Origin of the sequence: Nannocystis sp. RBIL2 (assembly GCF_026626745.1) — a bacterium.
GTDB lineage: Bacteria > Myxococcota_A > Polyangia > Nannocystales > Nannocystaceae > Nannocystis.
Genome location: NZ_JAPNJW010000001.1, coordinates 6,259,999 through 6,278,666, shown reverse-complemented (window position 1 = coordinate 6,278,666; position 18,668 = coordinate 6,259,999). Strand labels below are relative to the sequence as shown.

Here is an 18,668-nt window from a genome sequence, read left to right as displayed (position 1 = left end):
CGCGCGGGGACGACGGCGTGTCGACCCCGCGCGAACCTCCTCTGTTGCGTCAGAGCTCGGTCAGATCCCGTCGTCGTCGACGAAGCCGTACACGGCGCATTCGTCGTCGCACTGCACCGTGCAGGTCTGGTCGGTGCCGCCCAGCACGGTGAGGACGTCGGTGATCTCGGTGGTCGTCACGTCGCAGCGAGTAGCGCAGACGTCGCGCGGCTGGTTCTCGTTGGCGCAGTTGAGCACGCAGTAGCAATCCGGATCGTTCTGGCACGACGAGTAAGCGCCGCAGCAGCCGGTCTTGATGCACACGTCGCAGTCGGTGTCATCAGCGTCCACCGCGCAGACCTCCACGGCGCCGTCGTCGTCGTCCGAGGCAGCGCAGCCGAGCACCACCGCCGCGATCAACAGGCCCGTGTAGAGTCGCTTGGATCGTTCAAAAATAAACATCGCTCGCACTCCTTGTCGTCCGCTGCGAGAGACCCGCCGCCCGCGCGGCGTTCGCGGCTCCCTCGTGGAATGTCGTGAGTCTGACGGCGACTCGAATCGAGCGCCGCCTCCCCACGAATCTTGCGATTCGGCTCAGGTCGCCGCGATTTCGCCGTACACGGACTCCCGCGGCGGCGCGGCCCCGAATGTGCCCACCATCACACTATCGACATTCGCCAAAGGTCACCCGGCCGAGCCCGTCGCGCGCCGGCACGATCGCGTCCCCCGCCCCGCCAGAACGCCTCCCGGAGCCCGCACGGGCCGCTGCCGCCTCGACCTGGCCGCGTCGTCCCGTCGACACCCACGATTCCCCGCGATTGACCACATCATCGCTCCGCTGCGAGCGAGCGACTGCACTCCTCGCATTGCGCCCCACGAGCGGCCGGCTGAATCGAGCGAGCGAGCGTCTCGAGACCGTTCACGGCGAGCTGCTCACAGCGGCGCCTTGCGCATCGGCACGAACGTGATCGTAACCCCGCCGGCCAGCGGGATCTCCTGCGGCTGCGCGGCCTGGTAACCGAGCGCCGCGTACAGGCGCACCCCGGGCAGCGTCGCCATCAGCTCCGCGGCGACGAAGCCGGCCGCGCGGGCCTCCGCCTCGCAGCGCCCCAGGATCGCTCGACCGAGCCCTTGCCGGGCCCACCCCGGATCGACGAAGAACGCGCGGATCCTCGCCGCCTCGCGGGCCGGGTCGAGGCGCTCGGCCTGGCGCCCCGGCTGATCGTCGCCGCCGAACAGCGTGCGCCGGAAGCTCCAGCCGCCGCACGCCACCGGCCTGCCCGCGGCCTCGGCCACGAAGTACGTCGCGTCCGCGATCAGCTGCGTATCGACCCCGAAGGCCGAGCGCAGCGCCGCTTCGATCTGCGCCGGCGAGTAATCGTCTTGCTGCAGCCCGCGCGCGGACGCGGCGATCAGCTCGCGCAGCGCGGGCGCGTCGTCGAGGGTGGCGAGGCGGAGCGTCGGGCTCATGCGCCGATCTTGCGCCAACGCGCGGCCGGGCGCACCTGCGATTCAGGCGCCGTGCAGCTTGAGCTCACCGAACCGGCCGACGCGCAGCAGCACCCCGTGCTGCGCCAGCATGTCGACGAACTTGAGCCCGTCGACCAGCTTGAGGTTCGGCTCCCCGTGCGCCGCGCCGATCGCCTGCGGTGAGAACTCCGAAGTCGTCACCAGCAGCGCCTCCGCGAATTGCTGACGGCGGTAGGCCCCGAGCAGCTCGTCGACGTAGCGGCGCCCGACCGGCTGCGCGTAGCGCTTGGCCTGCACTGCGATCCGCGCGCGGTGGCCCCACGCGTCGATGCGCGCTGCCACCACGTCGACCCCGCCGTCGAGCGGCCCGCCGCGCTGCTCGACGTCGACGTAGCCCATCGCCTTGAGCAGCTCCGCCACGATCGCCTCGAACTTGCGCGGGTCGACGCTCATCAACCACAAGATCGTCTGCTGCTTCACCAGCGCGTTGTGTCGCGCCACCAAAGCCTCGATCTGCGGCGCCGGATCTCCGAGCTCCAGCCCTCCGGGCGCCGCGTCCGGCCCCTGCAGGTAGCGGCGCCACTTGATCAGCGTGTGCGCCCGCCGCTCTGCGGTCGTCCGCGACAGCCCCGTCAGCACCTCGAGCCGGCGCGTCAGCGTCGCCAGGTCGAGCGGCTCGCCGGCGAAGAACGACGCGAACGGCCGCAGCGCTCGTGCCAGCCCGACCGCCTCCGTGAACACCTGCCGCTCCTCGCGCGAGCCCTCGCTCGTGGCCAGGAGCCGCTGTCCGAGCGATGTCACCAGCACTCCGCCACGCGCATTGAACTCGATGACGCCGAGGATCACCGCTGCCTGGCGGTAGTAGAGGAAGTGCCGCCGATCGACGTTCAGAAGCTCGAGCAGCATGCCCGCGTGTTCGATGCCGTCGCGCACCGCCGCCACCAGCTGGCGGATGTTGCTCATCCGATCGGCCTGCGGCACGTCGAGGGTGCGGTGCAGGCGATCGACGCGGGTCGCCTCCTGCTTGTCGATCTTCACCACGCGCCGACCATCCCACGCCGCCAGCCCCTTGGGTACTGCTTTTTCGGCCAGATCGCGCGCAGCATGGGGCATTCCGGGCACTCGCCGGTACCTGCGGGGAATCACGACAATCACGAGTCGTCGCAATGAGCGGAACCGCCCCGGAGCCTCGCACGGCCTCGCAGCCGCCGCCGGGCTCGTCCGAAGCTCGTTGTCGATACAACCGGTCGGCGCCCGAGCCCCGCAGGCGCCGCCAGAACGCTCGCCTGCGAGCTTCGTCGCCCGCGACGTCTCGCGGGCTCGCGCTCTCGCGCCTCAGGCCACCGCGCCCTGCTTGCGCCGGCGGAAGCCCACCAGCACCAGCAGCATCGGCCACGCCGCGGTCGCGTTCGGATCGCTCGAGCAGGCGCAACCACTCGCGTCGGTCTCGCTCTCGCCCGCCGTCGCAGCGTCGGCCCCGGTCGAGCCGCCGTCGGTCCCCGCGCTCGCGGTCGCCGAGCTCGTCGGCCCGTCGCCGCCCGACACCCCGCCCGACTCGCTGCCCGGGTTCCCGCCGGTGCTCCCGTTGGTATCGATGCCCGTGTCGTCGCCGCTGTCGCTGCTCGGCCCGCTCGTCGGCCCGCTCGTCGGCCCCACCGTCGTGCCGTCGCTCGACGTGCCGTCGGTCGGATCGTCGGTGGTCGAAGTCGACGTATCGCTGGTCGACCCGGTGTCGGTGAACTCGTACGCGCCGACATCGGGCGCCCCGTCGTCGCGCGGCACACCGTCGTGGTCGTCGACGATCTCGTACTCGGGCACCGGGAAGCCGACGTTGCGCAGCGGCGAGTTCTCCGTCAGATGGAAGTCGCGCGCCGCCGCGTCGACGAACCCGAAGCCGTCCGGATCGTCGGCCGTCTGGTTGCCCTCGTCGATGAACTCGGGCACCTCGCCGCCGATCCCGATCTCCGCCATCCCTGCCCCGGCCACCGCGTTGTTGCGCAGAAAGCCCGGCCCGAGCGCCGCCCCGAACACCGCGATCCCCCAGTCGCCCGACGAGATCACTGTGTTGTGGGCCACCTCGATCTTCGAGCCCATGTTGAGGTTCTGGTCGTTGATGTAGACGCCGCTGTCGGCGAAGTTGGCGACCACGTTGTTGTAGAGCTGGGTGTGGCCGGCGCCGAAGATGAAGAAGCCATTGGTAGGTCCGTCGAGCAGGGTGTTCCCCCAGATCTTGCAACTCGACGCGCCGCCGACCTGCAGCCCCTGCTGCTGATACAGCTCGCCCTCGGTGCCGACGTTCTTGATCGTGTTGCGATAGAAGTGACAGTCCTTCGGCGTCACCCCGATCTGCGCCCCGTCCCACCCGGTGTTCTCGATGATGTTGTCGTGGATCCACGCCCCGTGGTGCTCGTGCGGATAGAGCGTCACTTCCTGGCCGTCGCACGTGAACTTGCGCCCGCCGTAGCCGGTGCTGCCGAAGTAGATGCCCTCGCCCTTCACGTCATGGATGTACATGTGGTGAAGCCGCGAGTTGTACATCACGAAGTTGCCGAGGTTGGCCGAGCCGTCGCAGCGCGACTCGGTCTTCATCACCACCCCGGCGAACCCCGCCTCGTACACCTCCATGTGATCGATCTCGACATCGCTGCTGAGACCGCCCACCGCCACCCCGAACGCCGAGTAGTCGGGTCCCGTCCGCGACGCCCGCACCTTGAAGCCGTACGCGATGTCCGGGTCGCCCGCGCCGGTCACCCGCAGGTAGCGCGACTCGTCGACGGTGAGGCCGTAGCCCTTGTCGTCGTTGTCGATGTTGACCTGGCCCTCGCAGTTGCGGACCTCGATCGGCGCGTTCTCCTCGCCGACGAACTTTTGCAGGCGCAAGAACGGCCGGTCGCCGCCGCGCACGCACACGCTGTCGCCCGCCTTCACGCCCATGTCGGCGCCGCTCACGACCTCCCCGGACAGCTCGATCACGTGGTCGCAGTCGCACGGCGCCTCGGCTCGGGCCGTCTCCGGCGTGGTCATGATCAACGCGACGAATGGTGCGAGGACGACAAAGCGATGCTGCATCCCGCGAACGTCGACCACGGCCCGCCGGCCGTCAACCAGGACCTCACCGAGCCGGCGCCGCCGCTATCCCTGCACATCACCGTCCACGTACACCCATCGCCCGTCCTCGCGAACGAATCGACTGCGCTCGCGCTGCACGAACCGGCGCCCCTCCGACTTGAGCGTCGCCTCGAACTCGACCACGCCGGTGTCGTCCGCGGCCCCGCCTGCCACCGTATCGACGATGCGCAGCGACATCCCCCGCAGGCCGCGGCAATACGCGGTGAGCTGCTGGCGATCGATCGACCCGCGCGTCGCCGCGCTTGTGGTCTCGAGGAGATAGTCCACCGCCCCCTCCACATACGCTGTGTAGCGGCTGCGCATCAGATCTTCCGCGGTCTCGGCCCGCTGCGCGCCGGCGAGGAGCGGACCGCAGCAGCTCTCGAAGGTGCGACGACCGCACGGGCAACGCCTGGACATGCCCCGCATGGTGCCACACCTCGCGCCGCCGCGACGACGCGTCGCACGCCGGGCCTCGCTCGCTGCACCGGCCTTGTCTTCCCGCTCGGGGCGGGTAGAACTCAGGCGCCGGTCTCACCTGCCCTTCCGGACAGCCAGGCCTCGGCGACCCCCTGCGAGGACGACCCGATGAACGACTGGAAGCTCCCCTGGACCGGCGGCTGTCGCTGCGATCGCGTGCGGTTCCGCGTCACCACGCCGCCGCTCGTCACCATGGCCTGCCACTGCCTCGGCTGCCAGCGCATGTCCGCCAGCGCCTTCTCGCTGAGCCTGCTGATGCTCTCCGAGGGCTTCGAGCTCACCGCCGGCGAGCCGGTGATCGGCGGCCTCCACGGCCCGAACCGCCACTTCCACTGCCCCCACTGCAAGACGTGGATGTTCGGCCGCCCCGACGGCCTGGACCACCTCGTCGTCGTCAGGCCCACCATGCTCGACGACCACGCGTGGTTCGTCCCCTTCATCGAGACCGCCACCGCCGAGAAGCTGCCGTGGGCCAGCACGCCGGCGAAGCACTCGTTCCCGGGCCTGCCGCCGCCCGAGCAGTACGGCCCCCTCATCGAGGAATTCGCCGCTCGCGGCCCGCGCCCTGCCTGATCGCAGGCCGCGCACTCCGGCCGCGCTCGCGGCGGAACAATGATAGGTGGGCCACCCACCTCGAGCCTCTCCGGACGCGCGGCGCGCGACTCGCCGGCGTGTCGGCTGAAGGCCCCACGCACGCGCTCCGCCGCGGTTGTATCGTGGCCCGCGGAGGAGCACCGACGACATGCGATATGCCAGGCCCAACACTCCCGGCGCGAAGGTCAGCTACGAGTCGCGCTACGACAACTTCATCGGCGGCGAGTTCGTCGCCCCCGTCAAGGGGCGCTACTTCGAGAACCCGAGCCCGGTGACCGGGCAGACCTTCTGCGAGGTCGCGCGCTCCGACGCCGCCGACGTCGAGCTGGCGCTGAACGCAGCACATGGCGCGAAGGACAGGTGGGGCAAGACCCCGGCCGCCGAGCGGGCCCGCCTGCTCAACAAGGTCGCCGACGTCATGGAGGCCCACCTCGAGGAGCTCGCGGTCTCGGAGACGTGGGACAACGGCAAGCCGATCCGCGAGACCCTGGCCGCCGACCTGCCGCTGGCGATCGACCACTTCCGCTACTTCGCCGGCTGCATCCGCGCCGACGAGGGCACCCTCGCCGAGCTCGACGAGCACACCGTCTCGTATCACCTCAAGGAGCCGCTCGGCGTGGTCGGCCAGATCATCCCGTGGAACTTCCCGCTGCTGATGGCCGCGTGGAAGCTCGCGCCCGCGCTGGCCGCCGGCAACTGCGTCGTCCTCAAGCCGGCCGAGCAGACCCCCGCGACGATCCTCCTGTGGGCCAAGCTGATCGGCTCGATCCTCCCGCCCGGCGTCGTCAACATCGTCAACGGCTTCGGCATCGAGGCCGGCAAGCCGCTGGCCCAGAGCCCGCGCGTGGCCAAGGTCGCGTTCACCGGCGAGACCACCACCGGCCGCCTCATCATGCAGTACGCGTCCGAGAACATCATCCCGGTGACGCTCGAGCTCGGCGGCAAGTCGCCCAACCTGTTCTTCGCCGACATCCTCGACCACGACGACGACTTCCGCCAGAAGGCGCTCGAGGGCTTCGCCATGTTCGCGCTCAACCAGGGCGAGGTCTGCACCTGCCCGTCGCGCGCCCTCGTCGACAAGAAGATCTACGGCACCTTCCTCGAGCTGGCGACCGAGCGCACCAAGCGGATCGTCCAGGGCGACCCGCTCGACACCGGCACGATGATCGGCGCCCAGGCCAGCAACGACCAGCTGGAGAAGATCCTCTCGTACATCGACATCGGCAAGAAGGAGGGCGCCCGCGTGCGCACCGGCGGCGAGCGCGTACGCCTCGGCGACGGCCTGGAGGAGGGCTTCTACGTCGCGCCGACGATCTTCGAGGGCCACAACAAGATGCGCATCTTCCAGGAGGAGATCTTCGGCCCGGTGGTCTCGGTGGGCAGCTTCGACGGCTTCGACGACGCGATCGCCCAGGCCAACGACACGCTCTACGGCCTCGGCGCCGGGGTGTGGACCCGCAACGTCCACACGGCCTTCAAGGCCGGCCGCAACATCGCCGCGGGCCGGGTGTGGACCAACTGCTACCATTTGTACCCGGCGCACGCGGCGTTCGGCGGCTACAAGCAGTCGGGCATCGGCCGCGAGACCCACCGCATGATGCTGAACCACTATCAGCAGACCAAGAACCTGCTCGTCAGCTACGACCCCAAGCCGATGGGGTTCTTCTGATGACCGAGACGCCGCCCGCGGTCAGCGCCACCCCGGCCGCTCTGGCGCTGATCGCCGCGCTGCGCGAGCAGCACGGCCCGCTGATGTTCCACCAGTCGGGCGGCTGCTGCGACGGCAGCGCGCCGATGTGCTACCCCGCCGGCGAATTCAAGATAGGGGCCCGCGACGTCCTGCTCGGCCACGTCGGCGACGCCCCGTTCTACATCGGCGGCGACCAGTACGAGCGCTGGCGTCACACCCGCCTCACCCTCGACGTCGTCCGCGGCCGCGGCTCCGGCTTCTCTCTCGAGGCGCCCGAGGGCGTTCGCTTCCTGATCCGCTCCGACGTCTGCGCGGTCCCCTGAGCCGCGGCGACAATGCCCTCGAGGACATGTCTCTCACGGCATGTCCCCGGGGACATCCTCAGCACAGCTTCTCGAGCAGCCCGCGCAGCTGGGCCTGCTCGCCCGCGCTCAGGCGCCCCAGCCGCTCGGCGAAGGCGTCGGCGAGCAGCGTCAGGCCGCGCTGCATCACCTTGCGCCCGGCGGGCGTGATCAGCAGTCGATGCTTGCGCAGGTCGGCCGCGTCGATCTCCCGCCGGAGGAAGCCCGCCGCCTCCAGCCGCTTCACGTACACGGTCATGGTCGGCTTCGGCATCAGCAGCGCGGCGGCCAGCTCGGCGGGGTACGGGTGCTCGTCGAGCTCGGACAGCACGAACAGCTCCTTGACCTCGAGGCCCAGCGCCCCCACATCGGCCGCCACCGTGGCGATCACGGACATCAGCAAACGGTGATTGAGCGACCACAGCCTGGCGGCGTCGATTTTCGTCATGACCCCTCTTGCGCTCCGGTTAGTTCAAGACTAAACCAGTTCAAGGTTGAACAAGTTCGAGACTGAACCAACTCGAACATACCAGGAGTCACGATGTCTCTCGACCATTATGTGACGCTCGGCCGCTCCGGCCTGCGCGTGAGCCCCTTCTGCCTCGGTGCGATGACCTTCGGCGAGGACCTCGGTTGGGGTTCGAGCGTCTCGGAGTCGCAGAAGATCATCGACCGCTTCATCGAGCTCGGCGGCAACTTCATCGACACCGCGAACTTCTACACGAAGAGCCACTCGGAGAAGATCCTCGGCGACCACATCGGCCGCCACCCGGCGCGCCGCGACCGCCTGGTGCTCGCCACCAAGTTCAGCGGCAACCTCTATCCCGGCGACCCCAACGGCGGCGGCTCGGGCCGCAAGTCGATCCTCGCGGCGTGCGACCACTCGCTGCGCCGCCTGCAGACCGACTACATCGACCTCTACTGGCTGCACAACTGGGACGTCCACACGCCCATCGAGGAGACGATGGCGGCCCTCGAAGACCTCGTGCGCGCCGGCAAGGTCCGCTACATCGGCGTGTCCGACACGCCGGCGTGGAAGGTCGCGCAGGCCAACATGCTCGCGCAGTTCCGCGGCTGGTCGGCCTTCATCGGCCTGCAGATCGAGTACTCGCTGCTCGAGCGCTCGGTCGAGCAGGAGCTGGTGCCGCTCGCGCTCGAGTTCGGGATCGGCATCACCCCGTGGTCGCCGCTGAAGAGCGGCGCGCTCAGCGGCAAGTACACCCGCACCAGCACCGAGAAGCCGGGCCGCGGCGCGTTCGTCGAGCCGTTCCTCAACGAGAAGACCTTCACCCTGGTCGACGTGCTGCAGGAGATCGCCAAGGCCCACGAGACCACGGTCGCCCGCGTCGCGCTGGCGTGGGTCCAGGGCCGCCCGGGCGTGACCTCGACGATCATCGGCGCCCGCCTCGTGTCCCAGCTCGAGGACAACGTCAAGGCGCTGGAAGTGACGCTCACTTCCGACGATTTGGCCCGCCTCGACGCGCTCACCAAGCCGACCTTCGGCTTCCCGCAGAGCATGCAGCCGTTCTTCCCCGCCATCCACAACGGCGGCACGCGCGTCAACGGCGTGCAGGCCCCGCCGAGCCCGTTCATCCTGCAGAAGGGCGACAAGCCCTACTGACCGCCATGCGCGGCGCCGCATGCTCCTCGCATGCGGCGCGCCGCGATCAGTTGACCTGCCGCGTGCGCCCCTCCCAGTAGGGCGCGCGTAGCTTGAATTTCTGCAGCTTGCCGGTCGACGTGCGCGCCAGCTCGGTGCGCAGCTCGACCGAGGTCGGGCACTTGTAGTGAGCCAGGCGCTGGCGGCAGTGGGCGATCAGCTCCGCCTCGGTGGCCGAATTGCCGGGCGCGAGCACCACCAGCGCCTTGACCGTCTCGCCCCACTTCTCGTCGGGCACCCCGATCACTGCAGCCTCCGCGACCGCGGGGTGCGAGCACAGCGCGTCCTCGACCTCGATCGACGACACGTTCTCGCCGCCGCTGATGATCACGTCCTTCTTGCGGTCGGAGATCACCAGATGCCCCTCGGCGTCGACCGTGCCGCCGTCGCCGGTGTGAAACCACCCGTCCTCCAGCGCCGCCTCCGTCGCCTTCGGCTCCTGCCAGTAACCCTCGAGCACCGTGTTGCCGCGCGCCAGCACCTCGCCGTGCGCGTCGACCTCGATCTCCGTCCCCAGCGCCGGCGCCCCCGCGCGCCCGAGCCTCTCCGCGCGCTCGTGACCCGTGAGCCCGTCCCACTCCTCGCGCGTGCGGTTGATCGTCAGCAGCGGCGACGTCTCGGTCAGCCCGTAGATCTGCAAAAATTCCCAGCCGAGCTCCGCCTCGATGCGCTCGATCGTCCGCGTCGGCGGCGGCGCCCCGGCACACACCACGCGGACCTTGCCGCGCCCCGGGACCTCCCCTTGCCACTGCTGCGCCGCCGCCAGGATCGCGTTGAACACGGCCGGCGCGCCGCACATCAACGAGATCCCGTGGGCCGCCACGCGGCGCAAGATCTCCGCTCCGTCGACCTTGCGCAGCACGTGCTGCCGCGCCCCCAGCCCTGCCAGCGCGAACGGCATGCCCCAGCCGTTGCAGTGGAACATCGGCAGCGTGTGCAGATACACGTCGCGGTCCGACACCCCCGTGTGCAGCGCGAACGTCGTCGCGTTGATCCACAGGTTACGGTGCGTCAGCTGCACCCCTTTCGGCCGCGCGGTCGTCCCGCTGGTGTAGTTGATCGTCGCGGTCGCCTGCTCGTCGGCCTGCCAGCGCGCCGGCGCCACCTCGTGGCGCAGCAGCAGCGCGTCGCTCTCGGCCCCGAGCACGAACCGCCGCGCGCACTTCACCTCCGCCAGAGACGCGTCGAGCTCCGGGTCGACCAGCAGCATCGACGCCCCCGAGTGCTCGACGATGTACGCGATCTCGGCCGGGCTGAGGCGGAAGTTGATCGGCACCAGCACGCGCCCGTGGCCGGCCACGCCGAAGAACGACACCAGCATGCGCGCCGCGTTGTGCGACACGATCGCCACTCGCTCGCCGAACCCGACCCCGAGCGCGTCGAGCCCGGCCGCCTGCGCGCGGGCCAGCGCGGCCAGGCGCCCGTAGGTCAGCGGGCCGAGCGGCGCGGCCGGCTGCAATGGTTCGTCGAACACTGCGACGCGCTCGCCGTAGACCTGCTCGGCGCGGCGCATGAAGTCGAGGATCGTGAGCGGGACCAGCAAGACGGGCTCCTGCGGCGAGAGAGAGGCCGACAGGATCGCACGAAATCAACGGCGCGGCGATCGCCTGCGCTCGGTCACGCCGGCTCCCACGCTTCGGCGTCGAGGTCGGGGAAGAAGACCTGGCAGGTGCCGCCGGGGATCCGGCTCAGCCGCGCGACGCCGAGGGAGTCGGTGAAGCCGCGCCACTCGACGCCGTCCGGCGCGACGATGCGATAGCGCTGCCCCGGGATCCCCTCGCCGTCCTCGCCGACCAGCTGGATCTCCACCCAGTGCGTCGGCGGCCCCGCCTCCATCGCCGCGAACCCGTCCTCGCTCGCCCGCTCGCCCTCCGCCTGCTCACCCGCCGGCCCCACCAGCGCAGCCTCCGGCGCCCCCGCGCGCGTGAACACCAGCCGGCCCGCCACCAGCGCGCCCGCCAACCGGCTCACCACGTCCTCGCCGCCGAAGTACTCGAGCTCGCCGGCGAGCCGGCGCAGCACCAGGCCGTCGCGCGGGTCGCCGAGCAGCTGCGACACGAACGCCGCCGCTGCCCGCACGTCGACGAATTCGACCCGCTCTCCCGACCCCGGCGCTTCACCGAACAGACGAACCTCGAGGTCGGCGACGCGGAGCGAGCGGAAGTCCACGGGGGCGCCAAGCTATCGCAGCGGACCGAGCCCAGCAAGGCGCGCCCGCGCGCGGCGCCCTGCGTCTCACCTGTCTCTCGGGACATTCCGGGATCGCGCACCACAGCCGCCCCGCTCCGCGTCGGACTCGTCCGCGTACGCCCGCTCCCCTGCGCAGGACCTCGAGCGAGTCCTCGCGCTCCACCTGAGGCCGGAGAGCCGATCGCCCCGCGCTCTGGCGTACGATGACTGCGTGCGCCGCCGCAGCTTCCTCGCCGCGACCGCCGCGCTCGCGTGCGGCCGGCGGGTCGAATCCGGGCCCGGCTTCGGCGAGACGCGCGACACCGTCGCCGCCCTCATCGACACCTGGCGCGAGAAGATGCCGGTCGTCGGCCTCAGCATCGCCCTCGTCGACCGCGGCGAGCTCGCCTGGGCCGGCGGCTTCGGCATGGCCGACCGCGAGGCGCGGATCGCCGCCACCGCCGACACCGTCTACGCGCTCGGCTCGCTCACCAAGATCTACACCGCCCTCGTGGCCGTGCGCGCCTGGCAGGCCGGCGACCTCGACCTCGACGCGCCGCTGCAGCGGCACCTCCCGCAGCTGCGCGCCCCCGGCAGCGAGGCGATCCGCCTGCGTCACCTGCTGTGCCACCGCTCCGGCCTGATCTCCGACTGGCACCGCGGCAGCCTCGGCGCCCGCCCGCCCGACTGGCGCCGCCTCGCCGACGAGGTCGCCGACGAACCACTCATCGCCGCGCCCGACCGCTGGTACGCCTACAGCAACGTCGGCTATACTCTTTTAGGACATGTCCTTGATAACATGTCCACGAAGCCATACGAAGATCACGCCCTCGACGTCTCCCGCCTGGCCCTCGGCGGCTCTCGCCTGCGCTTCGACCCGCCGGCGGAGATGGCCGCCAGCTACTGCGCCGGCCGGCGCGAGGACGAGCCGCGCCTGCGCCTCCGGCCCGCTGCCGGCATGTACGGCAGCGTCGTCGATGTGGTCCCGCTGCTGCGCTGGCTCATGGCCGGCGAGGGCGCCGCCGCCGCCATGCTGACCCCGCAGGCGGCAGGCCCGCTCGACTTCGACGAGCGCTGGGGCCTCGGCCTCGCCCTGCAGCACGTCGGCCTGGTCCACGCCGGTCGCGTCGCCTGGCACACCGGCCGCACCTTCGGCCACCGCGCCGTCCTGTTCGTCCTGCCCGACCGCGGCCTCGGCGTCGCCGTCCTCGCCAACTTTCGCGAGGCCGGCGGCGTCGAAGACCTCGCCGCCTTCGCCCTGCAGACCGCCTTGCTCGAGCGCGACGGCCTCGACCTCCCCGCCAGCGTCGGCGACGCCGAGACCCGCCCGCGCGCCGCGTTCGCTCATGCCGCGCTGCAGGCCCACGTCGGCCGCTACGCCAACGAGTTCGACGTCGTCCGCCTCGACATCGAGCGCGGCGGCCTCGTCTCGCGCGCCGAGCTCGGCAAGACCGCCCTGATCCCCGCGCCCGGCGGCGGCTTCCACAGCGCCGACAACCCCGACGCCCACGTCACCATCGCCGACCGCGACGGCCACCACGTCGTCACCAGCACCGTCCGCGGCGTCCAGACCCGCGTCGGCGTCCGCTGTCCCGAAGGACCTGTCCCCGAGGACTGGCTGCGCCGCGCCGGCCGCTACCGCCCCGAAGCCGGCCCCGGCGAGATCGCCGCCTTCAAGGCCGCCCACCTCGAGCACGTCCCCGGCGGCCTCGAGCTCCGCCTCGAGCTGCCGCAGGCGTTCGCCACCAGCTCGACCCTGGCCCGCTACGCGCTCACGATTCAGGGCCCGCACGAAGCGCGGATCTTCGGCATCGGCCGCGGCAAGGGCCAGCGCGTCGCCGCCGACGAAGGCCCCGACGGCCCCGTGCTGTCGTGGGCCGGTTACCGCCTGGTCCGCAGCGACGCCTGAGCCCGCTCGCCGCGGACTCCGGCCCATCCTCTCGCGAGCCAGCTCACCCGAGAGCGACGCATGACCCGAGGGGTCGGCGACGCACGTCTCACTCGGCGCCGCTCATCCTGCAATCACATGTCCCGAAAGACACCTCTAAGCACGCGTCCTCCGCCGCCGCACCAGCAGCATCAGGGCCGCCAACCACGCCCCGCCTGCCGCTTCCCCGCTCGCACACGCGCACCCGTGCTCGACCAATCCGTCCGCCGGATTCGTCGTCGCCCCGTCGTCCGCCGTCGACCCCGCAGTCCCGCTGCCCGACTCGCCGGGCCCGCTCGTCGAACCGCCCGACGTCGGGCTCCCCGTCGTCGGCTCCTCCGGCCCGTCGGTGTCCTCCTCGCTCGCCGGCCACTGCGTGCAGCGATCGGGGTCCCACGAATCACCGAGCTCGTCGATCTCGCACACGTATGGCGCACCGACGCAGACCGCCAGCTCGGGCGACTCCGGCGTCAGCGTCTGCGCCCCCAGCCGATCGACCAGCCCATCGCCATGGCACAGCTCCGGCGCCGCAGCCGTCGCGCCGGTCACCAGGTTGCGCAGCACCACCCGGTCGCAGAACGGTCCCGCCTCGCGCGTGCGGAACTTGAACGAATTCGTCACCAGCATCTCGTCGACCACCACGTCGCCGATCATCCGCGCCGCGCTCACCATCGAGGCCCCGTCGCCCGCGCCCGGCACCAGCCCCGCGAGCTCGACGCTCAGCCGCCCCGTGTACTGCATCGGCACGCAATGGCCCTCCGTGAAGTCCACCGTGTTGCCGCCGCTGCCGCACCCGGGAAACGTCAGCGGGAACGCCCCGTCGCAGCACACCAGGTTGTCGAGCGCGAGCTTCTCGGCGAACTCCACCGTCTCCTCGCGGCTCACCTCGGGCGCCACCAGCGGCGGCATCGTCTCGCTACCGGTGCTCACCTCGAACTCGAACGGCTCGAACTCCAGCCCGCAGCCCGGGTTGCCCGGCATCGCGTCGAGGTTGTGGATCGTGCCTGCCACCACGTACGTGCGGTCGGCCTGCAGCAGCCCCGCCGGCCGCCACCCGAGCAGCCCGCCGATCCCCGTCTGCTCGAGCGCACCGTCCACCACCACCCCGTCGAGCGTCACCTCCACGGTCATCACGTCGAGCGGCACCGGCGCGAGCGCCGGCCCGGACACCCGCATCAAAAAAATCCCGTCGAGCGGCACCTTCTGCGACTCCGCCGTCGACTGCACCATCGTCCACGTCGCCACATCGGCGCACGGATCGCCGATGTCGAGGCAAGCCGCCGCCTCGCGCGCGCCGAAGCAGGTCGCAAGCAACAGCACCAGCACCGCGGGCCTCGATCCGAAGAGAGCCATCGCCCTCTTCTATCACGAACTTCGAGCTTGGCCCATGGCCAGCGCCGCGGCGCCTGCTCCCGAAAGCACGTCACGAACAGCGGGAAGCGGTGAGATGGCCAGACCGCGGCGATTCTGTCATCGATCCCGCCGAACTCGCTCAACCAGCCTCGGCCTCGGCAGGCTCTGTCTGCCGTGCGGCCTCCTCGTACGCGAGAAGCAGCAGCGGCCGCAGCCGGTACAGGTCCTTCACGGAATTGATGTACACGAACCCCTTGTCGACCTCGAACCCGGGGGACAGCGCCTTGGCCTGCTCCGGCGAAACTTTGGTGAAGATCGACTTCTTGCGCTGATTGAAGTAGAGGCGCACGAACCACCGACGAATGGAGATCGTCGAGATCGTGAACCAGCTGCTCGTATCCTTGTGCAGGATCGGCGAACTGGGGCTCACCGGCGAGTCGGCGCAGATCGCCCGAATGATGTCCAGCGCCTCGAGCTCATCCGCCGTCGTGACGATATTCGGGGCCGCCGGCGCCGTCGGTGTCGCCGGTGCTGCCGGGACCGCCGGCGCTTGCGCCTTATCCTCGACCTTGATCACGGGCGGCGGCGGCAGCGTGGCCACCACATCGAGCTTCGGCGGGGGAGCGACGACCGGCGGTTCCGTCTTCTGCTCGCCCTGGTCCTTGATCGATCGCGTCGCCATATCGAGCAGCGTGGCCTGGATCGCTCGCTTGATCGTGGGCGTGAACTTCTCGATGACTCGGGGCGTGAGTCGCTTGCCGGCGAAGACGCTGAGCTCGCCGAGGACGAACCGCGTAAAGTTCTCGGGCGGGCTCCGCAGGATGGAACCGATGTAGCCGCTGATCTTGCTCGTGTAGATGATCTCCTCGGCCTGTTCACGGACACCGCTCGGGTTGAATCGTTCGCGCGAGAACGACTCCAATACCTCGACGTCGGCCTCCGTGAAGTTCAAAATGTCGAACTCGAAGAACGCCTTCTCGCTGAGGATGTTACGCTCCTCGAGATCGGTGAAGAACAGGTATTTCACGCCGTTCGTCAGCACCGCGACCGGACAGGCGGGAGTGGCGTTGAAGTAGCGAGCGAGCTGCCCGCTGAAGTTGTGGAGGGACACGTCGGCCGACTTGCACTCGACGAAGATGACCGGCGTCCCGGCCAGGTGAATGGCATAATCGACCTTCTCCGCCGGGCCTCCAGGGCGCTTCTTGGCGAAGTCGGCCACGTATTCGGGCCGGATCTCCGTCGGATCGTAGATATCGTAGCCGAGGGCCGCGATGAAGGGCAGAATCAGCGCCTGCTTCGTCGATTCTTCTCCGTGCACATGAGGCAAACGCTTGCGAATCTGCTCTGCGAGCCTCTGCAATTGGTCATGATATGCGCCCATGATCTCTCCGATCTTTCCAGTGTAGGTCGACGGTGACCCTGGGGTCAATAAACCATACCGCGCGCGAGCGTTCTCGCCCTTATCACGCTCGTCGCATTCAGACCATTGTTCAGCGGCAGCAATAGCCCGCTCCATCGCATCCGTCCAGGACGGCGTAACGGTCGAAGGCAGACCGATCGGCGAGAAGCACGAGATCGCCCCCGCCGACGTCACCAGCCCGGGCGCCGCACGATTTCCGCTACGATGGCTCGCATGCAAACTCGCCCATCGGAGAGACGCGCGCGGATCGAGGCCCTCGTTCGCTACCTCTGTTCGCCGGAGTGCGCCGGTCGGGCGCCTGGCACGCCCCAGGGCGTCGCTGCGCGCACGCGGATCGTCGACGAGTTTCGCGCCATCGGAGCCCGGCCGGGCGGCACGGACGGCTACTTGCAGCACGTGCCCGACTGCGGCGCCAACGTCCTCGCCGAGGTCCCCGGGGTCGGGCCGCTCGGCGAGCGCACGATCGTCGTCGCGGCGCACTACGATCATTTGGGCGCATCGTCGGACGACACCGTCTTCTGGGGCGCCGACGACAACGCCGCGGCAGTCGCCATCCTCGTCGAGCTCGGGCGCGACCTGCTCGCGCGCGGGCGGTCGGGGCGGCGCGTCGTCCTGGCCGCATACGACGGAGAGGAGCCGCCGCACTTCCTCCACGGCACCATGGGTTCGATGCATCACGTCGCCCATCCGACAGTGCCGCTCGCCAGCATCGACATGATGCTGTGCATGGATCTGTGCGGCCACGCGCTCGGGCCCGTGGGTTGCCCGAGCGAGGTCCGCGACTCCCTGTTCGTCCTCGGCGCCGAGCTCAGTCACGGTACCGGCGAGCTCGTCGAGGACGCAGCGATCGCCGGCGGCGTCTACCCGCGCCGCGCCGACCTCGACGTCCTCCCGCCGCTCAGCGACTACCACGCCTTCCGCAAGGCCGGCGTCCCGGTGCTCTTCCTCAGTTGCGGCCGCTGGGAGCACTACCACCAGCCCACCGACACCCCCGACAGGCTCGACTACGACAAGATCGTCGCCACCGTCGACTACCTCGCGCGTCTGGTCCAGCTGCTGCGCGAGCGGCCCGACGCGCCCGCACCGTTCGACACCGCGGCGCGCGACGACGTCGCCACCCTCACCTCCTTGCGGACCCTCGCGCGCCACCTCGCGCCCCGCCTCCCCGCCGCCTCGCTGGCCGTCGCCGAACTCGACGCCCTCGCCGCCGTCGCCGCCCGCGGCCCGCTGAGCCATCAGCAGCGCCAGCAGCTGTCATGGATGGTCGCCGGCTTCGAAGACGCCCTGTCCTGATCGATCTTTTATTTCTCTTTTATTAATGGGTCTGTCCGATGGGACAGGCCCGGAGCCGCGCGGACGTCCGCCGACAGGGGCCTGCATCGGCGGTCGACGTCATCGCCGCGCGCTGCGCGAGGTCCGACCGCCGTCGGACCGGCAGCTCGTCCAAGCTTACAAAAACACTCCACTTTTCGCCACCTCCGTCAGACCGCCCGTCAGGAATGTCGTCGGCCCCCCGATCGAAGTGACCACCGCGATCACTACGCGATCGAGATGCTCAACGCGAGCCCGACAACGAACGACCGCGAAGTCGCCTCCGTCCGCAACCTCCTCGATCGCGCTGTCGCCTCGGCCTTCGGCCACGCGCGGCCCGGGGCCGTCCCGCCGCTCACTGCCACGCGCTGGGCCTGGCGCCTGGCCGGCCTCTATCACCTCACCCATTCCACCCCCACGCTGCTCGGCCTCGCCGCCGAGCGCTTCGCGGCCGCAGAGCGCGGCATCCTGGCCGATTGGGCCCGCGAGCGCGCCCGCGAGGAGAGCAACCACGATCGGCTCGCCCTGAGAGACCTCCGCGACCTCGGCTACGACGCGGAGCGGGTCGTCGAGCGCGTGCGTCCGGCCACTGCGATTCGCATGGTCGACTACTTCCAGCGCAGCGTCCACGCCGACGACCCGATCGGCTGCGTCGGTTACGCCTACGCGATCGAGCGCCTCGCCATGACCGTGCGCGAGCCCGACATCCGCGCGGTCGAGGCGGTCCTCCCCGCCGGCACGCGCGCCACTCGTTGTTTGCGGGTCCACAGCGCCGCCGGCAGCGACGGCGACCACGTCGCCGACACCCTCCTCGCGGTCGCCCGCCTCGCTGCCGGCGAGCGCGCCCGAATCGCCGAGGCCGCGCGCGACACTGCCATCCTTTGCTTCACCCCCGACCCCGCCGGTCCGCCGAGCGACGCCGACATCGAGGCGCAGCTCGCCCCTTGCCGGCTCCACTAGAGCTCCTCGACCCTATCGTATCAACCATTGTAGTCACCACGGAGAAACGACCATGAACAAGCAAGAGACCACCCAGACCGCCGAGACCACCACCCAGGACGCCCGCTTCGAGGTCCGCGAGGGCCAAGCCGACGAGCTGCAGGTCGTCGAATTCGACACCGTGCCCCTGACCGACATCAACTTCGGCTTCTGAGCCGCCCAGCCGC

General features: G+C 70.2%; 18 protein-coding genes. 8 read left to right on the top strand and 10 right to left on the bottom strand.

Going from position 1 to position 18,668, the window contains the following annotated elements:
* Positions 1–60: 60 nt before the first annotated feature.
* The 5 genes from OV090_RS25025 to OV090_RS25005 all read right to left on the bottom strand — a co-directional run bounded on the left by OV090_RS25025 (position 61) and on the right by OV090_RS25005 (position 4,977).
* A complete protein-coding gene (locus OV090_RS25025) occupies positions 61–441 on the bottom strand; it encodes a hypothetical protein (protein WP_267706976.1) in 381 nt (126 codons plus the stop codon).
* 471 nt (positions 442–912) lie between these two features.
* Complete coding sequence (locus OV090_RS25020) at positions 913–1,449, bottom strand: GNAT family N-acetyltransferase (RefSeq protein WP_267706975.1); 537 nt, start codon at positions 1,447–1,449, stop codon at positions 913–915.
* A 42-nt stretch (positions 1,450–1,491) separates the two neighbouring features.
* The gene (locus tag OV090_RS25015; protein WP_267706973.1) at positions 1,492–2,562 is read right to left on the bottom strand and encodes a restriction endonuclease; all 1,071 of its coding nucleotides are present in this window, start codon (positions 2,560–2,562) and stop codon (positions 1,492–1,494) included.
* Positions 2,563–2,784: 222 nt separating this feature from the next.
* The gene (locus tag OV090_RS25010) at positions 2,785–4,518 is read right to left on the bottom strand and encodes a right-handed parallel beta-helix repeat-containing protein (protein ID WP_267706970.1); all 1,734 of its coding nucleotides are present in this window, start codon (positions 4,516–4,518) and stop codon (positions 2,785–2,787) included.
* Between the two features lie 63 nt (positions 4,519–4,581).
* Positions 4,582–4,977: a YchJ family metal-binding protein gene (locus OV090_RS25005; protein ID WP_267707152.1), complete on the bottom strand. Its 396-nt coding sequence runs from the start codon at positions 4,975–4,977 to the stop codon at positions 4,582–4,584.
* 168 nt (positions 4,978–5,145) lie between these two features.
* Between OV090_RS25005 and OV090_RS25000 the strand changes: the two genes are divergently transcribed.
* From OV090_RS25000 to OV090_RS24990, 3 genes are all read left to right on the top strand, one after another.
* Positions 5,146–5,610, top strand: a complete 465-nt coding sequence (locus tag OV090_RS25000) for a GFA family protein (RefSeq protein WP_267706967.1) — start codon at positions 5,146–5,148, stop codon at positions 5,608–5,610.
* Between the two features lie 169 nt (positions 5,611–5,779).
* Positions 5,780–7,300 (top strand): aldehyde dehydrogenase family protein, encoded by a 1,521-nt coding sequence (locus OV090_RS24995; RefSeq protein WP_267706965.1) that lies wholly within the window; start codon positions 5,780–5,782, stop codon positions 7,298–7,300.
* On the top strand, positions 7,300–7,644 hold the full coding sequence (locus OV090_RS24990) for a DUF779 domain-containing protein (protein ID WP_267706963.1): 345 nt from the start codon (positions 7,300–7,302) through the stop codon (positions 7,642–7,644). The genes OV090_RS24995 and OV090_RS24990 overlap by 1 nt, the downstream gene beginning before the upstream one ends.
* Before the next feature lie 58 nt (positions 7,645–7,702).
* Here the strand turns inward: OV090_RS24990 and OV090_RS24985 are convergent, their stop codons facing one another.
* Entirely contained in the window at positions 7,703–8,110 is a 408-nt protein-coding gene (locus OV090_RS24985; RefSeq protein ID WP_267706960.1) for a MarR family transcriptional regulator, read from the bottom strand.
* A 93-nt stretch (positions 8,111–8,203) separates the two neighbouring features.
* Here OV090_RS24985 and OV090_RS24980 point away from each other — a divergent pair, with 93 nt between their 5' ends.
* Positions 8,204–9,283 (top strand): aldo/keto reductase, encoded by a 1,080-nt coding sequence (locus tag OV090_RS24980; protein ID WP_267706957.1) that lies wholly within the window; start codon positions 8,204–8,206, stop codon positions 9,281–9,283.
* A gap of 46 nt (positions 9,284–9,329) precedes the next feature.
* Here OV090_RS24980 and OV090_RS24975 read toward each other — a convergent pair whose 3' ends face one another.
* Positions 9,330–10,865, bottom strand: a complete 1,536-nt coding sequence (locus tag OV090_RS24975) for an AMP-binding protein (protein ID WP_267706955.1) — start codon at positions 10,863–10,865, stop codon at positions 9,330–9,332.
* Positions 10,866–10,939: 74 nt separating this feature from the next.
* Complete coding sequence (locus OV090_RS24970; protein ID WP_267706953.1) at positions 10,940–11,491, bottom strand: hypothetical protein; 552 nt, start codon at positions 11,489–11,491, stop codon at positions 10,940–10,942.
* A 232-nt stretch (positions 11,492–11,723) separates the two neighbouring features.
* Here OV090_RS24970 and OV090_RS24965 point away from each other — a divergent pair, with 232 nt between their 5' ends.
* Positions 11,724–13,400, top strand: coding sequence for a serine hydrolase domain-containing protein (locus tag OV090_RS24965; protein ID WP_267706952.1), 1,677 nt, complete (start codon positions 11,724–11,726; stop codon positions 13,398–13,400).
* A 135-nt stretch (positions 13,401–13,535) separates the two neighbouring features.
* On the opposite strand, the gene OV090_RS24960 is transcribed toward OV090_RS24965, so the two are convergent.
* Positions 13,536–14,771, bottom strand: coding sequence for an MYXO-CTERM sorting domain-containing protein (locus tag OV090_RS24960; RefSeq protein WP_267706951.1), 1,236 nt, complete (start codon positions 14,769–14,771; stop codon positions 13,536–13,538).
* Between the two features lie 139 nt (positions 14,772–14,910).
* Positions 14,911–16,131, bottom strand: coding sequence for a type I restriction enzyme HsdR N-terminal domain-containing protein (locus OV090_RS24955; protein WP_267706950.1), 1,221 nt, complete (start codon positions 16,129–16,131; stop codon positions 14,911–14,913).
* A 273-nt stretch (positions 16,132–16,404) separates the two neighbouring features.
* Between OV090_RS24955 and OV090_RS24950 the strand changes: the two genes are divergently transcribed.
* The 3 genes from OV090_RS24950 to OV090_RS24940 all read left to right on the top strand — a co-directional run bounded on the left by OV090_RS24950 (position 16,405) and on the right by OV090_RS24940 (position 18,655).
* Positions 16,405–17,484 (top strand): M28 family peptidase, encoded by a 1,080-nt coding sequence (locus OV090_RS24950; RefSeq protein ID WP_267706949.1) that lies wholly within the window; start codon positions 16,405–16,407, stop codon positions 17,482–17,484.
* A gap of 258 nt (positions 17,485–17,742) precedes the next feature.
* A complete protein-coding gene (locus tag OV090_RS24945; RefSeq protein ID WP_267706947.1) occupies positions 17,743–18,462 on the top strand; it encodes a hypothetical protein in 720 nt (239 codons plus the stop codon).
* Between the two features lie 52 nt (positions 18,463–18,514).
* Positions 18,515–18,655, top strand: coding sequence for a hypothetical protein (locus tag OV090_RS24940; protein ID WP_267706945.1), 141 nt, complete (start codon positions 18,515–18,517; stop codon positions 18,653–18,655).
* The last annotated feature ends 13 nt before the right edge of the window (positions 18,656–18,668 follow it).

Coding starts and splice junctions, on each gene's coding strand:
- OV090_RS24950 (WP_267706949.1), top strand. CDS start 16,405: ATGCAAACTCGCCCATCGGAGAGACGCGCGCGGATCGAGGCCCTCGTT.
- OV090_RS25005 (WP_267707152.1), bottom strand. CDS start 4,977: ATGTCCAGGCGTTGCCCGTGCGGTCGTCGCACCTTCGAGAGCTGCTGC.
- OV090_RS24960 (WP_267706951.1), bottom strand. CDS start 14,771: ATGGCTCTCTTCGGATCGAGGCCCGCGGTGCTGGTGCTGTTGCTTGCG.
- OV090_RS25025 (WP_267706976.1), bottom strand. CDS start 441: ATGTTTATTTTTGAACGATCCAAGCGACTCTACACGGGCCTGTTGATC.
- OV090_RS24980 (WP_267706957.1), top strand. CDS start 8,204: ATGTCTCTCGACCATTATGTGACGCTCGGCCGCTCCGGCCTGCGCGTG.
- OV090_RS25010 (WP_267706970.1), bottom strand. CDS start 4,518: ATGCAGCATCGCTTTGTCGTCCTCGCACCATTCGTCGCGTTGATCATG.
- OV090_RS25020 (WP_267706975.1), bottom strand. CDS start 1,449: ATGAGCCCGACGCTCCGCCTCGCCACCCTCGACGACGCGCCCGCGCTG.
- OV090_RS24990 (WP_267706963.1), top strand. CDS start 7,300: ATGACCGAGACGCCGCCCGCGGTCAGCGCCACCCCGGCCGCTCTGGCG.
- OV090_RS25015 (WP_267706973.1), bottom strand. CDS start 2,562: ATGCCCCATGCTGCGCGCGATCTGGCCGAAAAAGCAGTACCCAAGGGG.
- OV090_RS24940 (WP_267706945.1), top strand. CDS start 18,515: ATGAACAAGCAAGAGACCACCCAGACCGCCGAGACCACCACCCAGGAC.
- OV090_RS24945 (WP_267706947.1), top strand. CDS start 17,743: ATGCTCAACGCGAGCCCGACAACGAACGACCGCGAAGTCGCCTCCGTC.
- OV090_RS24995 (WP_267706965.1), top strand. CDS start 5,780: ATGCGATATGCCAGGCCCAACACTCCCGGCGCGAAGGTCAGCTACGAG.
- OV090_RS24985 (WP_267706960.1), bottom strand. CDS start 8,110: ATGACGAAAATCGACGCCGCCAGGCTGTGGTCGCTCAATCACCGTTTG.
- OV090_RS25000 (WP_267706967.1), top strand. CDS start 5,146: ATGAACGACTGGAAGCTCCCCTGGACCGGCGGCTGTCGCTGCGATCGC.